This window comes from Kosakonia oryzae (genome assembly GCF_001658025.2).
Taxonomy (GTDB): domain Bacteria; phylum Pseudomonadota; class Gammaproteobacteria; order Enterobacterales; family Enterobacteriaceae; genus Kosakonia; species Kosakonia oryzae.
Map to the genome: position 1 here is coordinate 1,382,367 of NZ_CP014007.2, position 18,607 is coordinate 1,400,973.

Sequence of the window (18,607 nt, forward strand, 5' to 3'; positions counted from 1 at the left end):
GCAGCGCACGGGCTTGTAAAGAGCCGACAATGTAAAGGGATTTGAACGTGAATAACTTGCATCACAAACCTGAAAAGAAATCCGTTTTCTCACCGGATGGCGTTATCGCTCAAACCCTTGTCTGGTGCGGAGCCAAACGTTTGCGTAAAAACCTTTGTCAAGACCTGTTATCGGGTTATTAATCAGTTATACTGTGAGCCGTTCCCCAAATTGGGCCTTCGAAAAGAGTTGTTTTGTTAGCTGAGTCAGGAGATGCGGATGTTAAAGCGTGAAATGAACATTGCCGATTATGATGCCGAATTATGGCAGGCTATGGAGCAAGAAAAAGTACGTCAGGAAGAGCACATTGAACTGATCGCCTCCGAAAACTACACCAGCCCGCGCGTGATGCAGGCTCAGGGTTCTCAGCTGACGAACAAATATGCTGAAGGCTATCCGGGCAAGCGCTACTACGGCGGTTGCGAATATGTGGATATCGTTGAGCAGCTGGCGATCGATCGCGCAAAAGAGCTGTTTGGCGCCGATTACGCTAACGTGCAGCCGCACTCCGGTTCGCAGGCGAACTTTGCGGTTTACACCTCTCTGCTGGAGCCGGGCGACACTGTGCTGGGTATGAACCTGGCGCACGGCGGTCACCTGACTCACGGCTCTCCGGTGAACTTCTCCGGTAAGCTGTATAACATCGTACCTTACGGCATCGATGAAACTGGCCATATCGATTACAACGATCTGAATGAACAAGCGCAGAAGCACAAACCGAAAATGATCATCGGCGGCTTTTCTGCTTACTCCGGCGTGGTTGACTGGGCGAAAATGCGTGAAATCGCCGACAGCATCGGCGCTTACCTGTTCGTCGATATGGCGCACGTTGCTGGCCTGGTCGCCGCAGGCGTTTATCCGAACCCGGTTCCGCATGCGCACGTTGTGACCACCACCACGCACAAAACCCTGGCGGGTCCGCGCGGCGGCCTGATCCTGGCGAAAGGCGGTAGCGAAGAGCTGTACAAAAAACTGAACTCCGCCGTCTTCCCTGGCGGCCAGGGCGGCCCGCTGATGCATGTGATCGCCGGTAAAGCGGTGGCGCTGAAAGAAGCGATGGAGCCAGAGTTCAAAACCTACCAGCAGCAGGTCGCGAAAAATGCCAAAGCGATGGTTGAAGTGTTCCTGAGCCGCGGCTACAAAGTGGTTTCTGGCGGTACGGACAACCACCTGTTCCTGCTGGATCTGGTAGACAAAAACCTGACCGGTAAAGAAGCAGACGCCGCGCTGGGCCGTGCAAACATCACGGTTAACAAAAACAGCGTGCCGAACGATCCGAAGAGCCCGTTCGTCACCTCCGGTATCCGTATCGGCAGCCCGGCAGTTACCCGTCGCGGTTTCAAAGAAGCGGAAGTGAAAGAGCTGGCTGGCTGGATGTGTGACGTGCTGGACAGCATCAATGACGAAGCGGTTATTGAGCGCACCAAACAGAAAGTGCTGGATATCTGCGCACGCTTCCCGGTTTACGCGTAACCATTAGATCTGAAAGCAAAAAGGCCGCATTGAGCGGCCTTTTTTTACGCCTGTCGGCTGGCAAAGGCGCATTAGTGCAAGCTGGCGTAACCGTGAATGCCCATATACATTCCGACCAGCGCAATCAGCGCGCTGGAGAAGTAAGGGGCTTTACGGGCGATCGTGTTGAAGCCGGACCAGCGTTTCGCCGCCTGCTGTACGCTAAAGGCAGCGCCGACGCCGACCGCGACCAGCGTCAGCGCAAGGCCGATACTGAAGCAGATTACCAGCGTAGCGCCCAGCGTTAGCGCTTTGAGCTGAATACAGATCAGCAGAATGGTGATCGCCGCCGGGCAGGGGATCAGCCCGCCAGTCAGACCAAACAACAGGATCTGACCATTGGTCACTTCCGTCCCGTTAAAGCGACGCTCAATATCTCTGGCATGCGCCCGTTCGTGCGCATCCTGATACTCCTCTTCTTTCACCACCTTACGCATCGACAGAATGGCCGGTTTCGCCAGACTGACGGCCTGAACAGGCTGGAAGATCAGCCCGCGGCTGTGATGCGAATGCTCATGATAATGGTGATGATCGTGAGAATGATGGTGGTGATGATCGTGGTCGTGGTGATGGCCCTTTTTCCAGGCGTGCTCACCCTGCCAGGTGCGTAAAAACATCCATGCTGCGGTACCGATGATGATCACCGCAGAAACCATTTGCAGCCAGGGTTCTACAGATTGCGCCGTGAATTTGCTGCTGAGATACATGCCGCCCAGCGCAATCAGCCAGACGACAGCAGTGTGCGACAGCGTGGCTGCCAGCCCCAGCATCACCGCCTGTTTGACGGTGCCTTTGATAGCGATGATAAAGGCCGCCATCATCGTCTTTGAGTGGCCCGGTTCCAGGCCGTGCAACGCGCCGAGCAGTATCGCGCTGGGGATAAAAAACCAGGCATTCCCTTGCTGAAAAAGGGTGGTGAAGTCATTCATGAGAATAATTCTTGATAACATTTTGTGCGCTTTAATCTACTCCCCCCCAGTAAAAAATACTATCCCCCAGTAGAAATAAACTCCCCCCCAGTTAATGCGTGGTATGCTGACGCAGTTACGTATGAATGAGTTGAGGGCTGTATGTCGCATACCATCCGGGATAAACGAAAGCTGAAAGCGCGGGCCAGCAAAATTGAAGGGCAGGTAGCGGCGCTGAAAAAAATGCTCGACGAGCCCCATGAATGCTCGCAGGTCTTACAGCAAATTGCCGCCATTCGTGGTGCAGTGAACGGCTTGATGCGCGAAGTGATCAAAGGCCATTTGACGGATCATATTGTCCACGAAAACGATGAAATCAAGCGCGAGGCCGATCTCGACGTGGTGCTCAGCGTACTCGATTCCTATATCCGTTGATACCTTGCGCGAGCGCGCGTGTTATCTGATTGTTACTTGCAAGCCTTGCCATTTGCCTCCAGACTATCGCCACCATTCAGGAGGAAATCATGGTCTTGCAGTCCACGCGCTGGCTGGCGCTCGCTTACTTCACCTACTTTTTTAGCTACGGCATTTTCTTACCCTTCTGGAGCGTCTGGCTCAAAGGCGTTGGCCTGACGCCGGAAATCATTGGCATGCTGCTTGGCGCAGGTCTGGTGGCTCGTTTCCTCGGGAGCCTGCTGATTGCGCCGCGCGTGAGTGATCCTTCCCGTTTAATCACCGCACTGCGCGTGCTCGCGCTGGCAACGCTGCTGTTTGCGCTGGCGTTTTATGCTGGCAGCCATGTTGCGTGGCTGGCGGTGATCATTGTCGGTTTCAACCTCTTTTTCTCACCGTTAGTACCGCTCACCGACGCACTGGCGGGCACCTGGCAAAAACAGTTTCCGATGGATTATGGCCGGGTCCGGTTATGGGGATCGATCGCCTTTGTGATTGGCTCGGCGCTAACCGGTAAGCTGGTGAGCCTCTATGATTATCGGGCGATTCTGGCGATGTTGACGCTGGGTGCCGCTTCAATGCTGCTGGGGATGCTGCTGCGCCCGTCCATTTTGCCGCAGGGCGAAAGCCGCCATCAGGACGGTGCTGGCTGGTCAGCCTGGCGTGCGCTGTTTGTGCAAAACTGGCGTTTTCTCGCATGTGTGTCGCTGTTGCAGGGGGCGCATGCCGCCTACTACGGTTTCAGCGCGATTTACTGGCAATCGGCCGGTTATTCCGCCTCGACGGTGGGTTACCTTTGGTCGTTAGGCGTGGTGGCTGAAGTGGTGATCTTCGCCCTCAGCAACCGGCTTTTCCGTCGCTTCAGCGCCCGCGATCTGCTGCTGCTTTCCGCCGTCTGCGGGCTGGTGCGCTGGAGTTTGATGGGCTGGACCACCGAGTTACCGTGGCTGATTGCCGCACAAATCCTGCACTGCGGAACCTTTACCGTTTGCCATCTCGCCGGGATGCGTTATATCTCCGCCCGTAAGGGCAGCGAAGTGATCCGTCTACAGGCGATTTATTCCGCCGTGGCGATGGGCGGCAGTATTGCCGTAATGACCATGTTTGCCGGCTTCCTGTTCGAATATCTGCATCAGGGGTTGTTTTTCGTGATGGCGCTGCTGGCAATCCCGGCGCTGTTCCTGCGACCGCAAGTGGTCGCCCAGCAGCCGGTTGCCAGCTAACCTTCCAGCATGGTGCGAATATGCTGTTGTTGCTGCGAACTCAGCGCCTCGACGGCATGAATGAGCGGCGGGGAAAAGAGCGGCAGCGGTGTGGTGTAAGGGGTGATGACTAACGACACATCCTTTGGTGCGCCCACATTGCGAAACTCCTCCAGCGGCAGGTAGTTGATGGTCAGCGGCAGCAGCGTTAACTCGCGTAGCTGTTGCTCAATCTGCTGCTCGCGCGCCGTGTCATCGCCGGTAAGCAACACCACTTGCTTCTCATGCAAATCGGTCGCCTGCATCAGCCAGGCGCCGAAAATCACCGCGACCAGTCCCGCTTCTTCATCGCTAAAGCGTAGCGCGTATTCCTCTTCCAGTTCCTGTAATGCCTCACGCGTAGTGCGCATTAGACGTGGATAGAGGCGATGGATCTCTTCCGGCAGGCTGTTATCAATGCCGATGCCAAACAGACAGCGATCCAGCGCCTGCGCCAGATGAATATAAAGCTGCGCGGTTAAGCCTTGCTCATCGCTAAAATGTAACCCGGCAAGCTGGTGAAAACGGGCAATCATCCGGGCAATCGCCTGTTGCAGACGGCGATCCTGTTGATGCTGGTCGCGAAGCGGATCGGGCGTGCGCACCAGCATAAAGAGCAGCGACAGAAACAGGTGCTCATTTTCCTGTGGCACCGCCGCTACCCGGCGCTGCCAGTGGCGCACAATATCGTGAGCGACCAGGTATTCGGCGCGCATTTGCGCCCAGGTTTGCTGCACGGGGGTAAATTCCGGCGTCTGTCCGTGATGGTTTAGCAACAGACAATACTGCAAGTAGAGACAGAGAAACTCCATATCCCGGCACTCAATCGAGCGCTGTAAACGACGGGCGCAGAGGTTAATTAAGGCGCGCAGATTGGTGTCGTCATACAGGGTTCGGGCAATGCCCTGTTGTTTAAGCGCCGTTTTTAACAACGGAGTAAACTGTTGCGTGATAAATTGCGGGCACAGCCGCAGCGCGCGACGCAGCCAGTGCAGCAGGCATAAGCGCTGGTCGAGGGGAGCGCCTTCAATCCGATAACTGCCGTTGTGTTGGCGCACAATGGAAATCCGGTGGTAACGCTGGATTTCACTGTTGGTCTCGTCAATATCCTGCCGGGCTGCGGCATCATCAACGCCATTCATGGCGCTGATATGTTCCAGGCTGACGCTTTGCCCCGGCAGGGCGAGCATCAACAGCACCTGGCAGCGGCGCTGCGGACTGGAGAGCGCAGATGGCGGTGTCATTACAATAGTCATCTGTCAGATTCCAGTTAGGGTGTTTGATAAGCGTAGTTAAAGGTATGCTCAGCGATAGCGAAGCCGCGGTGCTTTCATTCAGGATTGCCGGAGAGCATCACAGAATTTTTCACGTGAGGAACAGATGCAAGCAGTTAAACAATGCGTCACGAGTGTGTTTCTCGCGCTTTTATCGTTTACGGTAAGCGCGCACCCGCACAGTTTTATCAAGCTGAAAACACAAGTATTAGCGGAGAATGGCCACTTCTCCGGCCTGAAAATGCGCTGGACGATGGATGAGATCACTTCAGCGGATCTGCTTTATGATGCGGGCAATGCGCAGCCGGGCGATGAGGTGTGGAAAAAACTGGCGGCGGAAGTGATGGCGAATGTACTTGGTCAGCACTATTTTACTGAGGTCTGGCACAACGGGCAGAAAGTAAAATTCCTCAACCGACCGACGGAATACGGTATGGAGCGGGAAGGGCATCAGGCGGTGCTGACGTTTATCTTGCCGCTCGCCGAACCGCAGCCGCTTAGCGGCCAGCAATATACTTTTTCTACCTTTGATCCCACCTATTTTGTCGATATGAGTTACGACAAAGCGAGCGATGCGGCGCTGCCTGCGGAGTTGCAAAAATCCTGTAAGCTGGCCGTTCATACCCCTAAACCCGGCGAAGAGGTGCTGAATTATGCACAGTCGCTGGACAAAGCCGATGCGCCGGAGGAAGACATGGAATTAGGCAAACAATTTGCGCAGACGGTGACCCTCTCATGTCAGTGATATCCGGTGTTCGTCCCCGCTCCCGCCGCCTGCTGGCATGGTGGCCACTGCTGCTGTTTATGCTCTGCGCGCTCATTGCCGGTTTCTGGCTGTGGCAGGCGTGGCCGCAGGTGATGATTAAAAGCGCGATCTGGCAGCGCAATGTGAATATGCAAATGAGTGCATTGCTGAAAGCTGTGGAGGAAAACCCGACCAAAGCGGGCGGTTCGCTGCTGTTGTTCAGCTTTGTCTATGGCGTATTGCATGCGCTGGGGCCAGGACACGGCAAAGTGGTGATCGCCACCTGGCTTGCCACGCATCCCTCGAAATTGCGTTCCGGCATTATGCTGACGCTGGCTTCCTCGCTGTTGCAGGGGCTGGTGGCAGTGACGTTAGTGGTAGTGGTGCTGAACATTCTGGCGTTGCCCGCACGACAATTGCATTTAAGCGGTTACTGGCTGGAGAAGGGCAGTTACCTGCTGGTCGGCGTGCTGGGGCTGATGCTGTGCTGGCGAGCGCTGAAAAAGTTGTTTGCGCTGCGGCAAAAACCGGTGTTTCGCGCGTTTACGCCGCATCATGTCCATCACGACGGCTGTGGCTGCGGGCATCAGCATCTGCCGACCTCTTCGCAACTGCAAAGCGGTGAAGACTGGCGAGCCAGATTGATGATTGTGTTATCCATGGGGATGCGCCCGTGCTCCGGTGCGATCATGGTGTTGCTGTTCAGCAAAGTGATTGGCGTTTTTGCCTGGGGCGTGGCATCAGCGTTGGTGATGGCGGCGGGCACGTCACTGACCATCAGTGCGCTGGCGCTGCTGGTTCATGGTTTTCGCCAGTTAGCGGTAAAACTCAGCGGCCAGCAGACGCCGGTATTATGGCGACAGGTTGGCTGGACAACGCTGGCTCTGGCGGGAGGCGTATTGTTGATAAGTGCGGCGCTGGTGATGTGGGTTAGCGCGCTACCGCCGGGCGGTGGTTTGCGGCCGTTTTGATCGTGCCGGATGGCGGCTTACGCTTTATCCGGCCAGGAAGACATGCACGAACCATGGATGCTGTATGCCCGATAAGCGCAGCGCCATCGGGCAATAAACCTCTTAGCGTTTCAGCGCGTCGCTCAGTTCTTCGCGCATGTTGGCCAGCATGGCTTTTACGACACGCGGGTTACCCGCAACGATGTTGCCGGTCATCATGTAGTTATGGCCGCCGGTGAAATCACAGACCAGACCGCCCGCTTCACGCACCAGCAGCTCGCCCGCAGCGAAATCCCACGGCTTCAGCGCGATTTCAAAGAAACCATCAACGCGGCCCGCGGCAACATAGGCCAGATCCAGCGCTGCGGAACCGGTGCGGCGGAAGTCTGCGCATTCGGTAAACAGTTTGCCAACCACGTTAATGTAGCTCGTCGCGTGCTGTTTTGCTTTGAACGGGAAACCGGTCGCCAGAATGGTGCCATCCAGATCGCGTGCAGTGCTGCCGCGCAGGCGGTAGCCGTTAAGCTGTGCGCCCTGGCCGCGTGTTGCAGTGAAGAGTTCGTTACGCATCGGATCGTAAACCACCGCAACTTCGGTGCGGCCTTTAATACGAACGGCGATTGATACCGCGAAGTGCGGCAGACGTTTGATAAAGTTGGTGGTGCCATCCAGTGGATCGATAACCCATTGCACATCCTGGTCAGTGCCTTCGTGCTCGCCACTCTCTTCGGTAATGATAGTGTGTTGCGGGTAAGATTTGCGGATGGTGTCAATAATCACTGCTTCAGCAGCTTTATCAACGTTAGTCACGAAATCATTGCTGCCTTTCTGGCTGGTTTCTACGGCGTCGGGAGTTTCGTAGTTTTTGGCAATTAAATTACCCGCCTTGCGCGCAGCACGCACGGCGATGTTCAGCATCGGATGCATCGGTCTCTCTCACTGGATGTTAAAGAACGGGAAAACGGCGCACATGATAGCAGCCAATTCGGAATATGTCTTCGGTTTATGATAATATGCACGAATATTCTTTAGCCGTTGAAAATCTATGCTGCAAAATATTCGAATCGTACTGGTGGAAACGTCCCACACCGGCAACATGGGCTCTGTTGCCCGTGCAATGAAAACAATGGGGTTGACGAATCTGTGGCTGGTTAACCCGCTGGTTAAACCGGATTCACAGGCCATCGCGCTGGCTGCAGGTGCTAGCGATGTCATCGGCAGTGCGCACATTGTCGATACGCTGGATGAAGCATTAGCCGGCTGTAGCCTGGTGGTTGGCACCAGCGCCCGCTCACGTACGCTGCCGTGGCCGATGCTCGATCCGCGCGAATGTGGATTAAAAAGCGTCGCGGAAGCAGAACACGCGCCGGTGGCGTTGGTGTTCGGCCGCGAGCGCGTAGGCCTGACAAATGAAGAGCTGCAAAAGTGCCATTATCACGTGGCGATTGCCGCTAACCCGGAGTACAGCTCGCTGAACCTGGCGATGGCGGTGCAGGTTATCGCTTATGAAGTGCGTATGGCCTGGCTGGCAACGCAGGAGAGCGAATCTTCTGCAGAACATGAAGAGACACCATACCCGCTGGTCGACGATCTTGAGCGCTTTTATGAGCATCTGGAAAAGACGCTGCTGGCGACCGGTTTTATCCGCGAAAATCATCCCGGCCAGGTGATGAACAAGCTGCGTCGTCTGTTCACGCGTGCGCGTCCGGAAAGCCAGGAACTGAATATCCTGCGTGGTATTCTGGCCTCTATTGAGCAGCAGCATAAAGCGTGATTTGCCTGCGCTCATCGGCCTACAAGCCCCGCGCCCGTAGGCCGGAAAGGGCAATGCGCCACCCGGCATGTATGTTGAGCACGAAAAGCCAAATACCTGACTAATTTAGTCAACTAAATAGTTGACCAATTTAGTCGGGAATGTCAGACTTGCAACCGCTATGCAACATTAACATATTAAATAATATACCCCGGGCAGGGGCGAGTTTGAGGCTTGTAAGACATGAGACTGACATCGAAAGGGCGTTATGCCGTGACCGCAATGCTGGACGTTGCACTCAACTCCGAAGCGGGCCCGGTTCCGTTGGCTGATATTTCTGAGCGTCAGGGAATTTCCCTGTCCTACCTGGAGCAGCTGTTCTCCCGCCTGCGTAAAAATGGCCTGGTGGCCAGCGTGCGTGGTCCTGGCGGTGGTTATCTGCTGGGTAAAGATGCGAGCAGCATCGCCGTGGGCGAAGTGATCAGCGCTGTTGACGAATCGGTAGACGCAACCCGTTGCCAGGGTAAAAGCGGCTGCCAGGGTGGCGATAAGTGTCTGACCCATGCGCTGTGGCGCGATCTGAGCGACCGTCTGACCGGTTTCCTCAACAACATCACACTGGGTGAACTGGTCAATAACCAGGAAATTCTCGATGTGTCCGATCGTCAGCACAGCACTGAATCCCATCGCACCACCCGCGCACAAGACGCTATCGACGTAAAACTGCGCGCATAATAAAAAACAGTATTCAGAATTGGGCCGGGGCACATCGATGTGCCCCGTTAACACGGTCGTACATCCAGCCGGTTGCCTGATTCCTTGCATTAGAGCGATGTACGGAGTTTAAAGAGCAATGAAATTACCGATCTATCTCGATTACTCCGCAACTACGCCGGTGGATCCGCGTGTTGCCGAGAAAATGATGCAGTTTCTCACTCTGGACGGGACCTTTGGTAACCCAGCCTCCCGTTCACACCGTTTTGGCTGGCAAGCTGAAGAAGCGGTAGATATCGCCCGTAACCAGATCGCTGAACTGGTGGGTGCCGACCCGCGCGAAATCGTCTTCACCTCCGGCGCGACCGAATCCGACAACCTGGCGATCAAAGGTGCAGCCAACTTTTATCAGAAAAAAGGCAAGCACATCATCACCAGCAAAACCGAACACAAAGCCGTGCTGGACACCTGTCGCCAGCTTGAGCGCGAAGGGTTTGAAGTGACCTACCTCGCCCCGCAGCGCAACGGCATTATCGATCTGAAAGAGCTGGAAGCGGCGATGCGTGACGACACCATCCTCGTCTCCATCATGCACGTGAACAACGAAATCGGCGTGGTTCAGGATATCGCCACCATCGGCGAAATGTGCCGCGCTCGCGGTATCGTTTATCACGTTGATGCCACTCAGAGCGTCGGCAAACTGCCGATCGACTTAAGCCAGTTGAAAGTGGATCTGATGTCTTTCTCCGGCCATAAAATCTATGGGCCGAAAGGCATTGGCGCCCTGTACGTACGCCGTAAACCGCGTATCCGTATTGAAGCGCAGATGCACGGCGGCGGTCACGAGCGCGGTATGCGTTCCGGTACGCTGCCTGTTCACCAGATCGTTGGCATGGGCGAAGCTTACCGTATCGCCAAAGAAGAGATGGCGAGCGAAATGGAGCGTCTGCGCGGTCTGCGTAGCCGTCTGTGGAACGGTATCAACGATATCGAAGAAGTTTACCTGAATGGCGATCTTGAGCACGGCGCACCGAACATCCTCAACGTCAGCTTTAACTACGTTGAAGGCGAGTCGCTGATCATGGCGCTGAAAGATCTGGCTGTTTCTTCCGGTTCTGCCTGTACTTCCGCAAGCCTGGAACCGTCCTACGTGCTGCGCGCACTGGGTATGAGCGATGAGCTGGCGCACAGCTCTATCCGTTTCTCTTTAGGTCGTTTTACCACCGTTGAAGAGATCGACTACACCATCGAACTGGTGCGGAAATCCATCGGCCGTCTGCGCGAACTCTCTCCGCTGTGGGAAATGTTCAAACAGGGCGTGGATATCAACTCCATCGAATGGGCTCATCACTAATAACGGTTGCGGAAACAGGAGAATTTAATCATGGCTTATAGCGAAAAAGTAATCGATCACTACGAAAATCCGCGCAACGTTGGCTCGTTCGACAACGGTGACGACAGCGTCGGTAGCGGCATGGTTGGCGCGCCAGCGTGTGGCGACGTCATGAAGCTGCAAATCAAAGTTAACGATAAAGGCATCATCGAAGACGCACGTTTCAAAACCTACGGTTGCGGCTCGGCGATTGCTTCCAGCTCGCTGGTCACCGAATGGGTGAAAGGTAAGTCTCTGGACGAAGCGCAGGCGATCAAAAACACCGATATCGCTGAAGAGCTGGAGCTGCCGCCAGTGAAAATCCACTGCTCTATCCTGGCGGAAGATGCGATCAAAGCCGCGATTGCGGACTACAAAAGCAAACAAGAAGCGAAATAAGGCAGGAGGTTGTTGTCATGTCCATTAGCCTGAGCGACAGTGCTGCCGCGCGAGTAAATACCTTCCTGGCCAACCGTGGCAAAGGGTTTGGTCTGCGTCTGGGGGTCAGAACCTCCGGTTGTTCTGGTATGGCCTACGTGCTGGAGTTTGTTGACGCGCCGACCGAAGAAGATACGGTGTTCGAAGACAAAGGCGTGAAGGTTGTGGTTGACGGCAAAAGCCTGCAATTCCTCGACGGCACTCAACTGGACTTTGTCAAAGAAGGCCTGAACGAAGGGTTTAAATTCACCAACCCTAACGTCAAAGATGAGTGCGGTTGCGGCGAAAGCTTCAACGTCTGATCGCCTACCCATTGACCCCACCGCAGCATGCTGCGCGTGGGGTTTGCTTCGATTGCACACCCGGAATTGTTATGGATTACTTCACCCTCTTTGGGTTGCCGGCCCAATACCCGCTTGACGTTCAGGCGCTGGCGACACGTTTCCAGGATCTGCAACGGCAGTTCCACCCCGATCGCTTTGCCAGCCGCCCGCAGGCGGAACAACTGGCTGCGGTCCAACAATCCGCTACCATTAATCAGGCGTGGCAAACCCTGCGCAATCCGCTCTCCCGCGCGGAATATTTGCTGTCGCTGCACGGCTTCGATTTAGCTTCTGAACAGCACACCGTTCGCGACACGGCCTTTTTGATGGAGCAGCTTGAGCTGCGCGAAGAGCTGGATGAAATTGAGCGTGCGGAAGATAGCGCCCGGCTGGAGACGTTCCAGAAGCGGGTAAAAGGGATGTACGACGCCCGCCACCAGCAGATGGTGGAACAACTCGATAATCAGGCGTGGGACGTCGCGGCGGATACCGTGCGTAAACTGCGTTTTCTCGATAAACTGCGCAGCGCAACAGAACAACTCGAAGAAAAACTGCTCGGTTTTTAATTTTTTTGGAAGCACATAATGGCCTTATTACAAATCAGTGAGCCGGGTCTGAGCGCCGCGCCGCATCAGCGTCGTCTGGCAGCGGGCATCGATCTCGGCACCACCAATTCGCTGGTTGCCACCGTGCGTAGCGGTCAGGCGGAAACGCTGGCCGACAGCGCCGGGCGCCATTTACTCCCTTCAGTGGTTAACTACCAGGCTGACAGCCACGTTGTCGGCTACGATGCGCGCGCCAATGCAGCGCTGGATTCGGTCAATACCATCAGCTCCGTAAAACGCCTGATGGGCCGCAGTCTGGCGGATATTCAGGCGCGTTACCCGCATCTGCCGTGGCAATTCCAGGCCAGTGAAAACGGCCTGCCGATGATTGTGACGCGCGGCGGCGTGGTCAACCCGATCCGCGTTTCTGCCGATATTCTGAAAGCGCTGGCTGCCCGCGCGCAGGAGACGCTCTCCGGCGAGCTGGATGGCGTGGTGATCACCGTTCCTGCCTATTTCGACGACGCACAGCGTCAGGGCACCAAAGATGCTGCGCGTCTGGCCGGGCTGCATGTGCTGCGTCTGCTCAATGAGCCGACCGCAGCAGCAATTGCCTACGGTCTGGATTCCGGTAAAGAAGGCGTTATCGCCGTTTACGATCTTGGCGGCGGCACTTTTGATATCTCGATTCTGCGTCTGAGCCGCGGCGTGTTCGAAGTGCTGGCGACCGGCGGCGATTCCGCGCTCGGCGGCGACGATTTTGACCACCTGCTGGCAGATTACATCAGCGAGCAGGCAGGCATTACCGATCGCAGCGATGCGCGCCAGCAACGTGAACTTCTGGATGCGGCAATTGCTGCCAAAATTGCGCTGAGCGATGCCGACAGCACGACTGTTGATGTCGCTGGCTGGCAGGGCGTGGTGACTCGCGCGCAGTTTGAAGAGATGATCTCAACGCTTGTCAAACGTACGCTGCTCTCCTGTCGTCGTGCGTTAAAAGATGCGGACGTGGAAGCGCAGGATGTGCTGGAAGTGGTGATGGTGGGCGGTTCCACCCGCGTACCGCTGGTGCGTGAACGCGTGGGTGAATTTTTCGGCCGCACGCCGCTGACCTCCATCGACCCGGATAAAGTGGTGGCGATTGGCGCGGCAATCCAGGCGGACATTCTGGTCGGCAACAAGCCGGACAGCGAAATGCTGCTGCTGGATGTTATCCCGCTGTCGCTGGGGCTGGAAACCATGGGTGGACTGGTGGAAAAAGTTATTCCGCGCAACACCACGATTCCGGTGGCTCGCGCCCAGGAGTTCACGACCTTTAAAGATGGCCAGACCGCAATGTCTATCCATGTGATGCAGGGTGAGCGGGAGCTGGTGGCGGATTGCCGTTCGCTGGCGCGTTTTGCTCTGCGTGGTATTCCTGCGCTACCGGCGGGTGGGGCGCATATTCGCGTCACCTTCCAGGTGGATGCAGACGGTCTGTTGAGCGTCACTGCGATGGAGAAATCCACCGGCGTGGAAGCCTCGATCCAGGTGAAACCATCCTACGGTCTGACCGACGGCGAAATCGCCAATATGATTAAAGACTCCATGAGTTTCGCCGAGCAGGACGTGAAAGCGCGTATGCTGGCGGAGCAGAAAGTGGAAGCCGCGCGCGTGCTGGAAAGCTTGACCGGCGCGCTCGCCGCTGATGCCGCGCTGTTAAGCGCCGCAGAGCGCGAGGTTATCGACGAGGCGGTTGCGCAGTTGCGCAGCGTTGCCGACGGCGATGATACCGACGCGATAGAACAAGCCATTAAAAACGTAGATAAACAAACCCAGGAATTCGCCGCACGCCGTATGGATCAGTCCGTGCGTACCGCGCTGAAAGGCCATTCCGTCGACGAGGTTTAATATGCCTAAAATTGTTTTTCTGCCTCATCAGGATCTCTGTCCGGATGGCGCAGTTCTGGAAGCGAAGAGCGGTGAAACCATTCTTGATGTTGCCCTGCGCGGCGGTATCGAGATTGAGCACGCCTGCGAAAAATCATGTGCCTGCACCACCTGCCACTGCCTCGTGCGTGAAGGGTTTGACTCTTTGCCGGAAAGCAGCGAAGACGAAGACGACATGCTGGATAAAGCCTGGGGTCTGGAGCCGGACAGCCGTTTAAGCTGCCAGGCGCGCGTCACCGATGAAGATCTGGTGGTTGAGATCCCGCGTTACACCATCAACCACGCGCGGGAGCACTGATATGGGACTGAAATGGACCGACAGCCGCGAAATCGGCGAGGCGCTGTATGATAGCCGCCCGGACGTGGACCCGAAAACCGTACGTTTCACCGATATGCATCAGTGGATCTGCGAGCTGGAAGAGTTTGACGACGATCCGAACGCATCGAATGAAAAAATTCTCGAAGCGATTCTGCTAGTCTGGTTAGACGAAGCATCATAATCATCTCACGGGCTGCCTTCGGGCGGCCCGTTTTCATGCATACGTGGGCCGGAAAAGGCAACATTGCCATCCGGCACCTGCCGATAAGGATAAATATAATGACAGAAGCTATGAAAGTGACACTCACCACGCAAAGCGCGGATGCGCGTTGGGGTGAGAAAGCCTCCTGGAGTATCAATAACGACGGCATCGTTCTGCATTTGAATGGAAAAGACGATTTAGGTCTGATTCAGCGCGCCGCGCGCAAAATCGACGGCCTCGGCATTAAACACGTTGCGCTGAGCGGCGAAGGCTGGGACGCGGATCGTAGCTGGGCGTTCTGGGCCGGTTACAAAGGGCCGAAAGGCACGCGCAAAGTGGAGTGGGCGCCGCTGGACGAAGCCGGGCAAAAAGAGCTGGATAGCCGCCTGCAAACCATCGACTGGGTTCGCGACATCATCAACGCGCCGGCAGAAGAGTTAGGGCCGGAACAACTGGCGCAGCGCGCGGTCGATCTGCTGCACAGCGTAGGCGGTGAAAACGTCTCTTACCGCATCACCAAAGGCGAAGATCTGCGCGAGCAAAATTACCTTGGCCTGCACACCGTTGGTCGCGGTTCTGAGCGCCCGCCGGTATTGCTGGCGCTGGACTACAACCCGACGGGTAATCCGGATGCGCCGGTATATGCTGCGCTGGTGGGCAAAGGCATCACCTTTGATTCCGGCGGTTACAGCATCAAACCAACCTCATCGATGGATTCTATGAAATCCGATATGGGCGGCGCGGCGCTGGTGACCGGCGCGCTGGCGTTCGCCATCACGCGCGGGCTGGATAAACGCGTCAAACTGTACCTCTGCTGCGCCGACAACCTGATCAGCGGTAATGCCTTTAAACTGGGCGATATTATTCATTATCGCAATGGCAAAACCGTAGAGATCATGAACACCGATGCTGAAGGGCGTCTGGTGCTGGCGGATGGTCTGATTGATGCCTCTGCGCAAAAACCACAGTTTATCATTGATGCCGCAACGCTGACTGGCGCGGCGAAAACCGCGCTGGGTAACGATTACCACGCGCTGTTCAGCTTTGATGATGCGCTGGCTGGCCGTCTGCTCAACAGTGCGACGGCGGAAAATGAACCGTTCTGGCGTCTGCCGCTGGCGGAGTTCCACCGCAACCAACTGCCGTCCAGCTTTGCAGAATTGAACAACACCGCCAGCGGTTCTTTCCCGGCCGGGGCAAGCACGGCGGCCGGGTTCCTGTCGCACTTTGTTGAAAATTATCAGCATGGCTGGCTGCATATCGACTGCTCCGCCACTTACCGCAAAGCGGCAGTGGAACAGTGGGCGGCCGGTGCGACCGGGCTTGGCGTACGCACCATCGCGAATTTATTGACCGCCGGGTAAGCGTCATTGTTGTGCCGGATGGCGTTACGCTCATCCGGCCTACAAAGCCATGGACTACAACGAATCAGAGAACCTATGTCCGAAAGCAAAAACGAATTAGAAACCCTGCTGGAGCAAGCGGCGACCGAGCCCGCTTACCGTCCGGCTTTTTTCCGTACGCTGCTGGAATCCACCGTCTGGGTGCCGGGCACGGCAGCGGAAGGTGAAGCGATTGTCGAAGATAGCGCGCTGGATTTACAGCACTGGGAAAAAGATGACGGTAACTCGGTCATTCCGTTCTTTACCTCGCTGGAAGCCTTACAGCAGGCCGTGAGCGACGAACAGGCATTTGTGGTCATGCCTGCGCGTACGCTGTTTGAAATGACGCTGGGAGAGACGCTATTTCTCAACGCTAAATTACCCACTGGCAAAGAGTTCACGCCGCGCGAGTTAAGCCATTTGGTGGGCGCAGAAAGCAGTCCGCTCAGCCAGCAGGAGGTGCTGGAAGGCGGTACAGCGCTGCTGCTTTCCGAAGTGGCTGAACCGCCTGCGCAAATGGTCGATTCACTGACCACGCTGTTTAAAAGCATCAAAACCGTTAAACGCGCGTTTCTCTGCTCAATTAAAGAGAAGGCCGACGAGCAACCCAACCTGCTGATTGGCATTGAAGCGGAAGGGGACATCGAAGAGATCATCCATGCAGCGGGCAGCGTCGCGACAGATACGCTTCCAGGGGATGAACCGATCGATATTTGCCAGGTGGTGGAAGGCGAGAAAGGCATCAGCCACTTTATGCTGGCGCACATCACGCCGTTCTATGAACGCCGTTGGGGCAGCTTCCTGCGCGATTTCAAAAACAACCGCATTATCTGATGAACCGGCGGTGCGACATGTACCGCCCGTTTATTGTGTTGCTTCCAGCAGCAACAGATCCATCAACAGCACCAGATTCGACTCAAACGATGTAATGCCCGCCGCTTCAGCAGCAAAGTGCACCGCTTCGTCATACAGCGCAAAATGCACATCCGCCAGTTCCGCCAGCGTGTTTGCTGACGCGCGAGTAAAGGCAACGACCGTCATGCCAACCGTGCGCGCAATCCGCGCTTTATCCAGCACCTGCTCGGTTTCGCCGCTGCGCGATACGGCAATAAAGACCTGATAACGCGCGGCATTGCTGAGAAAGATATTGCGGCTGTCGCCAGGCCCGGAGATAAACGCCGTCTTGCCCAGCACCTGCAGCTTCTTGGTTAAATACTCGGCGAAGAGATAAGAGAACCCCGCGCCATAGAGGAAAAAACTCTCCCGATCGCGCAGCAGCGCGGCGAAGCGGTGACGCTTCTCTTCCGTTACCCACTGAAAGGTGCGCTGGTAATTAGCCATAAACTGCGGGAACAGCGCCGGTAGCGCGTCATGACCTTCATGATGTTGCTGCGCAATATGCGGCGTGTCGGACAAAAGCTGTTTGCAGTGCCAGATAAATTCGCTGTAGCCGCTAAAGCCCAGTTTCTGGCAGAGCCGGATAATGGTGGCGGTGGAAACGTAAGTCGCCAGTGCCAGCTGGCGCACGGTGATATTACCCACCAGTAGCGGATGTTCCGTCAGGTGGGCAAGAACACGATATTCCGCGCGGGTCAGTGATGCCCCGCGCGTCAGCAAGGGCGCAAGCCGGTTGTCCATTCAGGCCGGTTCGACGGGCAAATCGTCGCGTGCGCCCCATTCACTCCAGGAGCCGTCATACAGCGTCACGTTAGTCGCGCCCAGCGTCGCAAGCGCAAGGATCACCACGGACGCCGTGACGCCGGAGCCGCAGCTGGCAATAATCGGCTGGTTCAGGTCAACGCCCTGGCGGCGGAAAATAGCAGCCAACTCGGCGGTGGTTCTCAGCTCGCCATCGACCACCAGATCAACCCACGGCACGTTCAGTGCGCCGGGAATATGCCCGCGCTTCAGACCCGGGCGCGGCTCATCAACTTCGCCGGAAAAACGCGGGGCAGGGCGCGCATCGACAATCTGCGCGGTACCTTCGTGGCTTGCCAGCAGCACATCGGTCAGCTTTTTCACCACGGACGGATCGAAGTTGGCGTTAAAGTCGGATTCCGGCAGCGGCACCTCGCCTTTCTGCAACGGCAGGGCATCACGCTGCCAGCCGGCCAGACCGCCCGCGAGAATCGAGACATTCTCCACGCCGTAATTGCGCAGCATCCACCATGCGCGCGGCGCGGAGAACAATGTGCCTTCGTCATACACCACCAGGTGTTTATCCTGGCTGATGCCCAGTTCGCGCATCGCCACGGCGAACGCTTCCGGCCGCATCAGCATATGCGGTAAGGAGGTGCTGTGGTCGGAAAGGGCTTCGATATCAAAAAAAACCGCGCCGGGAAGATGCCCGTCACGGTACTCTGCACGCATATCGCGATGTTCCTGACCAACCGGCGCCATGCGGGCGTCGATCAACTGGATTTCAGGATCATCGCTATGCTCTATCAGCCAGTCGGCCGCGACAAAAAAAGAGGTGGACATGGGGATCTCCGTGTCATCAATGATTAC

General features: G+C 56.2%; 21 protein-coding genes. 16 read left to right on the forward strand and 5 right to left on the reverse strand.

The features are described from left to right. Positions 1 to 258: 258 nt before the first annotated feature. Positions 259 to 1,512, forward strand: a complete 1,254-nt coding sequence (gene glyA, locus AWR26_RS06750) for a serine hydroxymethyltransferase (RefSeq protein ID WP_043952673.1) — start codon at positions 259 to 261, stop codon at positions 1,510 to 1,512. Between the two features lie 71 nt (positions 1,513 to 1,583). Here glyA and AWR26_RS06755 read toward each other — a convergent pair whose 3' ends face one another. Next, positions 1,584 to 2,480, reverse strand: a complete 897-nt coding sequence (locus AWR26_RS06755) for a nickel/cobalt efflux protein RcnA (RefSeq protein WP_064564497.1) — start codon at positions 2,478 to 2,480, stop codon at positions 1,584 to 1,586. Positions 2,481 to 2,621: 141 nt separating this feature from the next. Here AWR26_RS06755 and rcnR point away from each other — a divergent pair, with 141 nt between their 5' ends. Further along, positions 2,622 to 2,894, forward strand: coding sequence for a Ni(II)/Co(II)-binding transcriptional repressor RcnR (gene rcnR / locus AWR26_RS06760; protein ID WP_007370795.1), 273 nt, complete (start codon positions 2,622 to 2,624; stop codon positions 2,892 to 2,894). Between the two features lie 89 nt (positions 2,895 to 2,983). Further along, positions 2,984 to 4,135 carry a 3-phenylpropionate MFS transporter gene (locus AWR26_RS06765; RefSeq protein ID WP_064564499.1) on the forward strand — a complete coding sequence of 384 codons (1,152 nt, stop codon included), beginning with the start codon at positions 2,984 to 2,986 and terminating at the stop codon, positions 4,133 to 4,135. Here the strand turns inward: AWR26_RS06765 and csiE are convergent. Beyond that, the gene (gene csiE / locus AWR26_RS06770) at positions 4,132 to 5,409 is read right to left on the reverse strand and encodes a stationary phase inducible protein CsiE (protein ID WP_064564501.1); all 1,278 of its coding nucleotides are present in this window, start codon (positions 5,407 to 5,409) and stop codon (positions 4,132 to 4,134) included. The genes AWR26_RS06765 and csiE overlap by 4 nt on opposite strands. Before the next feature lie 124 nt (positions 5,410 to 5,533). On the opposite strand from csiE, the gene AWR26_RS06775 reads away from it, so the two are divergent. Together AWR26_RS06775 and AWR26_RS06780 are read left to right on the forward strand one after the other, a co-directional pair. Then, a complete protein-coding gene (locus tag AWR26_RS06775; protein WP_064564503.1) occupies positions 5,534 to 6,172 on the forward strand; it encodes a DUF1007 family protein in 639 nt (212 codons plus the stop codon). Continuing rightward, on the forward strand, positions 6,163 to 7,143 hold the full coding sequence (locus AWR26_RS06780; RefSeq protein WP_064564504.1) for a nickel/cobalt transporter: 981 nt from the start codon (positions 6,163 to 6,165) through the stop codon (positions 7,141 to 7,143). Before AWR26_RS06775 ends, AWR26_RS06780 begins: the two co-directional genes overlap by 10 nt. A 102-nt stretch (positions 7,144 to 7,245) precedes the next feature. On the opposite strand, the gene suhB is transcribed toward AWR26_RS06780, so the two are convergent. Then, entirely contained in the window at positions 7,246 to 8,049 is an 804-nt protein-coding gene (gene suhB, locus AWR26_RS06785) for an inositol-1-monophosphatase (RefSeq protein WP_043952679.1), read from the reverse strand. 118 nt (positions 8,050 to 8,167) lie between these two features. Here suhB and trmJ point away from each other — a divergent pair, with 118 nt between their 5' ends. The 11 genes from trmJ (at position 8,168) to sseB (ending at position 16,933) form a co-directional block, all read left to right on the forward strand. Next, entirely contained in the window at positions 8,168 to 8,896 is a 729-nt protein-coding gene (gene trmJ / locus AWR26_RS06790; protein WP_007370801.1) for a tRNA (cytosine(32)/uridine(32)-2'-O)-methyltransferase TrmJ, read from the forward strand. 222 nt (positions 8,897 to 9,118) lie between these two features. Continuing rightward, the gene (iscR, locus tag AWR26_RS06795) at positions 9,119 to 9,610 is read left to right on the forward strand and encodes a Fe-S cluster assembly transcriptional regulator IscR (protein ID WP_007370802.1); all 492 of its coding nucleotides are present in this window, start codon (positions 9,119 to 9,121) and stop codon (positions 9,608 to 9,610) included. Between the two features lie 118 nt (positions 9,611 to 9,728). Continuing rightward, on the forward strand, positions 9,729 to 10,943 hold the full coding sequence (iscS, locus tag AWR26_RS06800) for a cysteine desulfurase (protein WP_043952681.1): 1,215 nt from the start codon (positions 9,729 to 9,731) through the stop codon (positions 10,941 to 10,943). 30 nt (positions 10,944 to 10,973) lie between these two features. Beyond that, a complete protein-coding gene (gene iscU, locus AWR26_RS06805; RefSeq protein WP_007370804.1) occupies positions 10,974 to 11,360 on the forward strand; it encodes a Fe-S cluster assembly scaffold IscU in 387 nt (128 codons plus the stop codon). Between the two features lie 17 nt (positions 11,361 to 11,377). Further along, a complete protein-coding gene (gene iscA, locus AWR26_RS06810; protein ID WP_007370805.1) occupies positions 11,378 to 11,701 on the forward strand; it encodes an iron-sulfur cluster assembly protein IscA in 324 nt (107 codons plus the stop codon). Between the two features lie 71 nt (positions 11,702 to 11,772). Continuing rightward, the gene (hscB, locus tag AWR26_RS06815; RefSeq protein ID WP_064564506.1) at positions 11,773 to 12,288 is read left to right on the forward strand and encodes a co-chaperone HscB; all 516 of its coding nucleotides are present in this window, start codon (positions 11,773 to 11,775) and stop codon (positions 12,286 to 12,288) included. Positions 12,289 to 12,306: 18 nt separating this feature from the next. Continuing rightward, complete coding sequence (hscA, locus tag AWR26_RS06820; RefSeq protein ID WP_007370807.1) at positions 12,307 to 14,157, forward strand: Fe-S protein assembly chaperone HscA; 1,851 nt, start codon at positions 12,307 to 12,309, stop codon at positions 14,155 to 14,157. Between the two features lies 1 nt (position 14,158). Further along, positions 14,159 to 14,494, forward strand: coding sequence for an ISC system 2Fe-2S type ferredoxin (gene fdx, locus AWR26_RS06825; protein WP_007370808.1), 336 nt, complete (start codon positions 14,159 to 14,161; stop codon positions 14,492 to 14,494). A 1-nt stretch (position 14,495) separates the two neighbouring features. Then, a complete protein-coding gene (gene iscX / locus AWR26_RS06830; RefSeq protein ID WP_007370809.1) occupies positions 14,496 to 14,696 on the forward strand; it encodes a Fe-S cluster assembly protein IscX in 201 nt (66 codons plus the stop codon). Between the two features lie 98 nt (positions 14,697 to 14,794). Then, the gene (gene pepB / locus AWR26_RS06835) at positions 14,795 to 16,081 is read left to right on the forward strand and encodes an aminopeptidase PepB (protein ID WP_064564508.1); all 1,287 of its coding nucleotides are present in this window, start codon (positions 14,795 to 14,797) and stop codon (positions 16,079 to 16,081) included. Positions 16,082 to 16,156: 75 nt separating this feature from the next. Then, positions 16,157 to 16,933: an enhanced serine sensitivity protein SseB gene (gene sseB / locus AWR26_RS06840; RefSeq protein ID WP_064564510.1), complete on the forward strand. Its 777-nt coding sequence runs from the start codon at positions 16,157 to 16,159 to the stop codon at positions 16,931 to 16,933. Between the two features lie 30 nt (positions 16,934 to 16,963). Here the strand turns inward: sseB and AWR26_RS06845 are convergent, their stop codons facing one another. Next, positions 16,964 to 17,737 (reverse strand): MurR/RpiR family transcriptional regulator, encoded by a 774-nt coding sequence (locus AWR26_RS06845; RefSeq protein WP_043952686.1) that lies wholly within the window; start codon positions 17,735 to 17,737, stop codon positions 16,964 to 16,966. After that, positions 17,738 to 18,580, reverse strand: coding sequence for a 3-mercaptopyruvate sulfurtransferase (gene sseA / locus AWR26_RS06850; protein WP_064564512.1), 843 nt, complete (start codon positions 18,578 to 18,580; stop codon positions 17,738 to 17,740). Between the last annotated feature and the right edge of the window lie 27 nt (positions 18,581 to 18,607).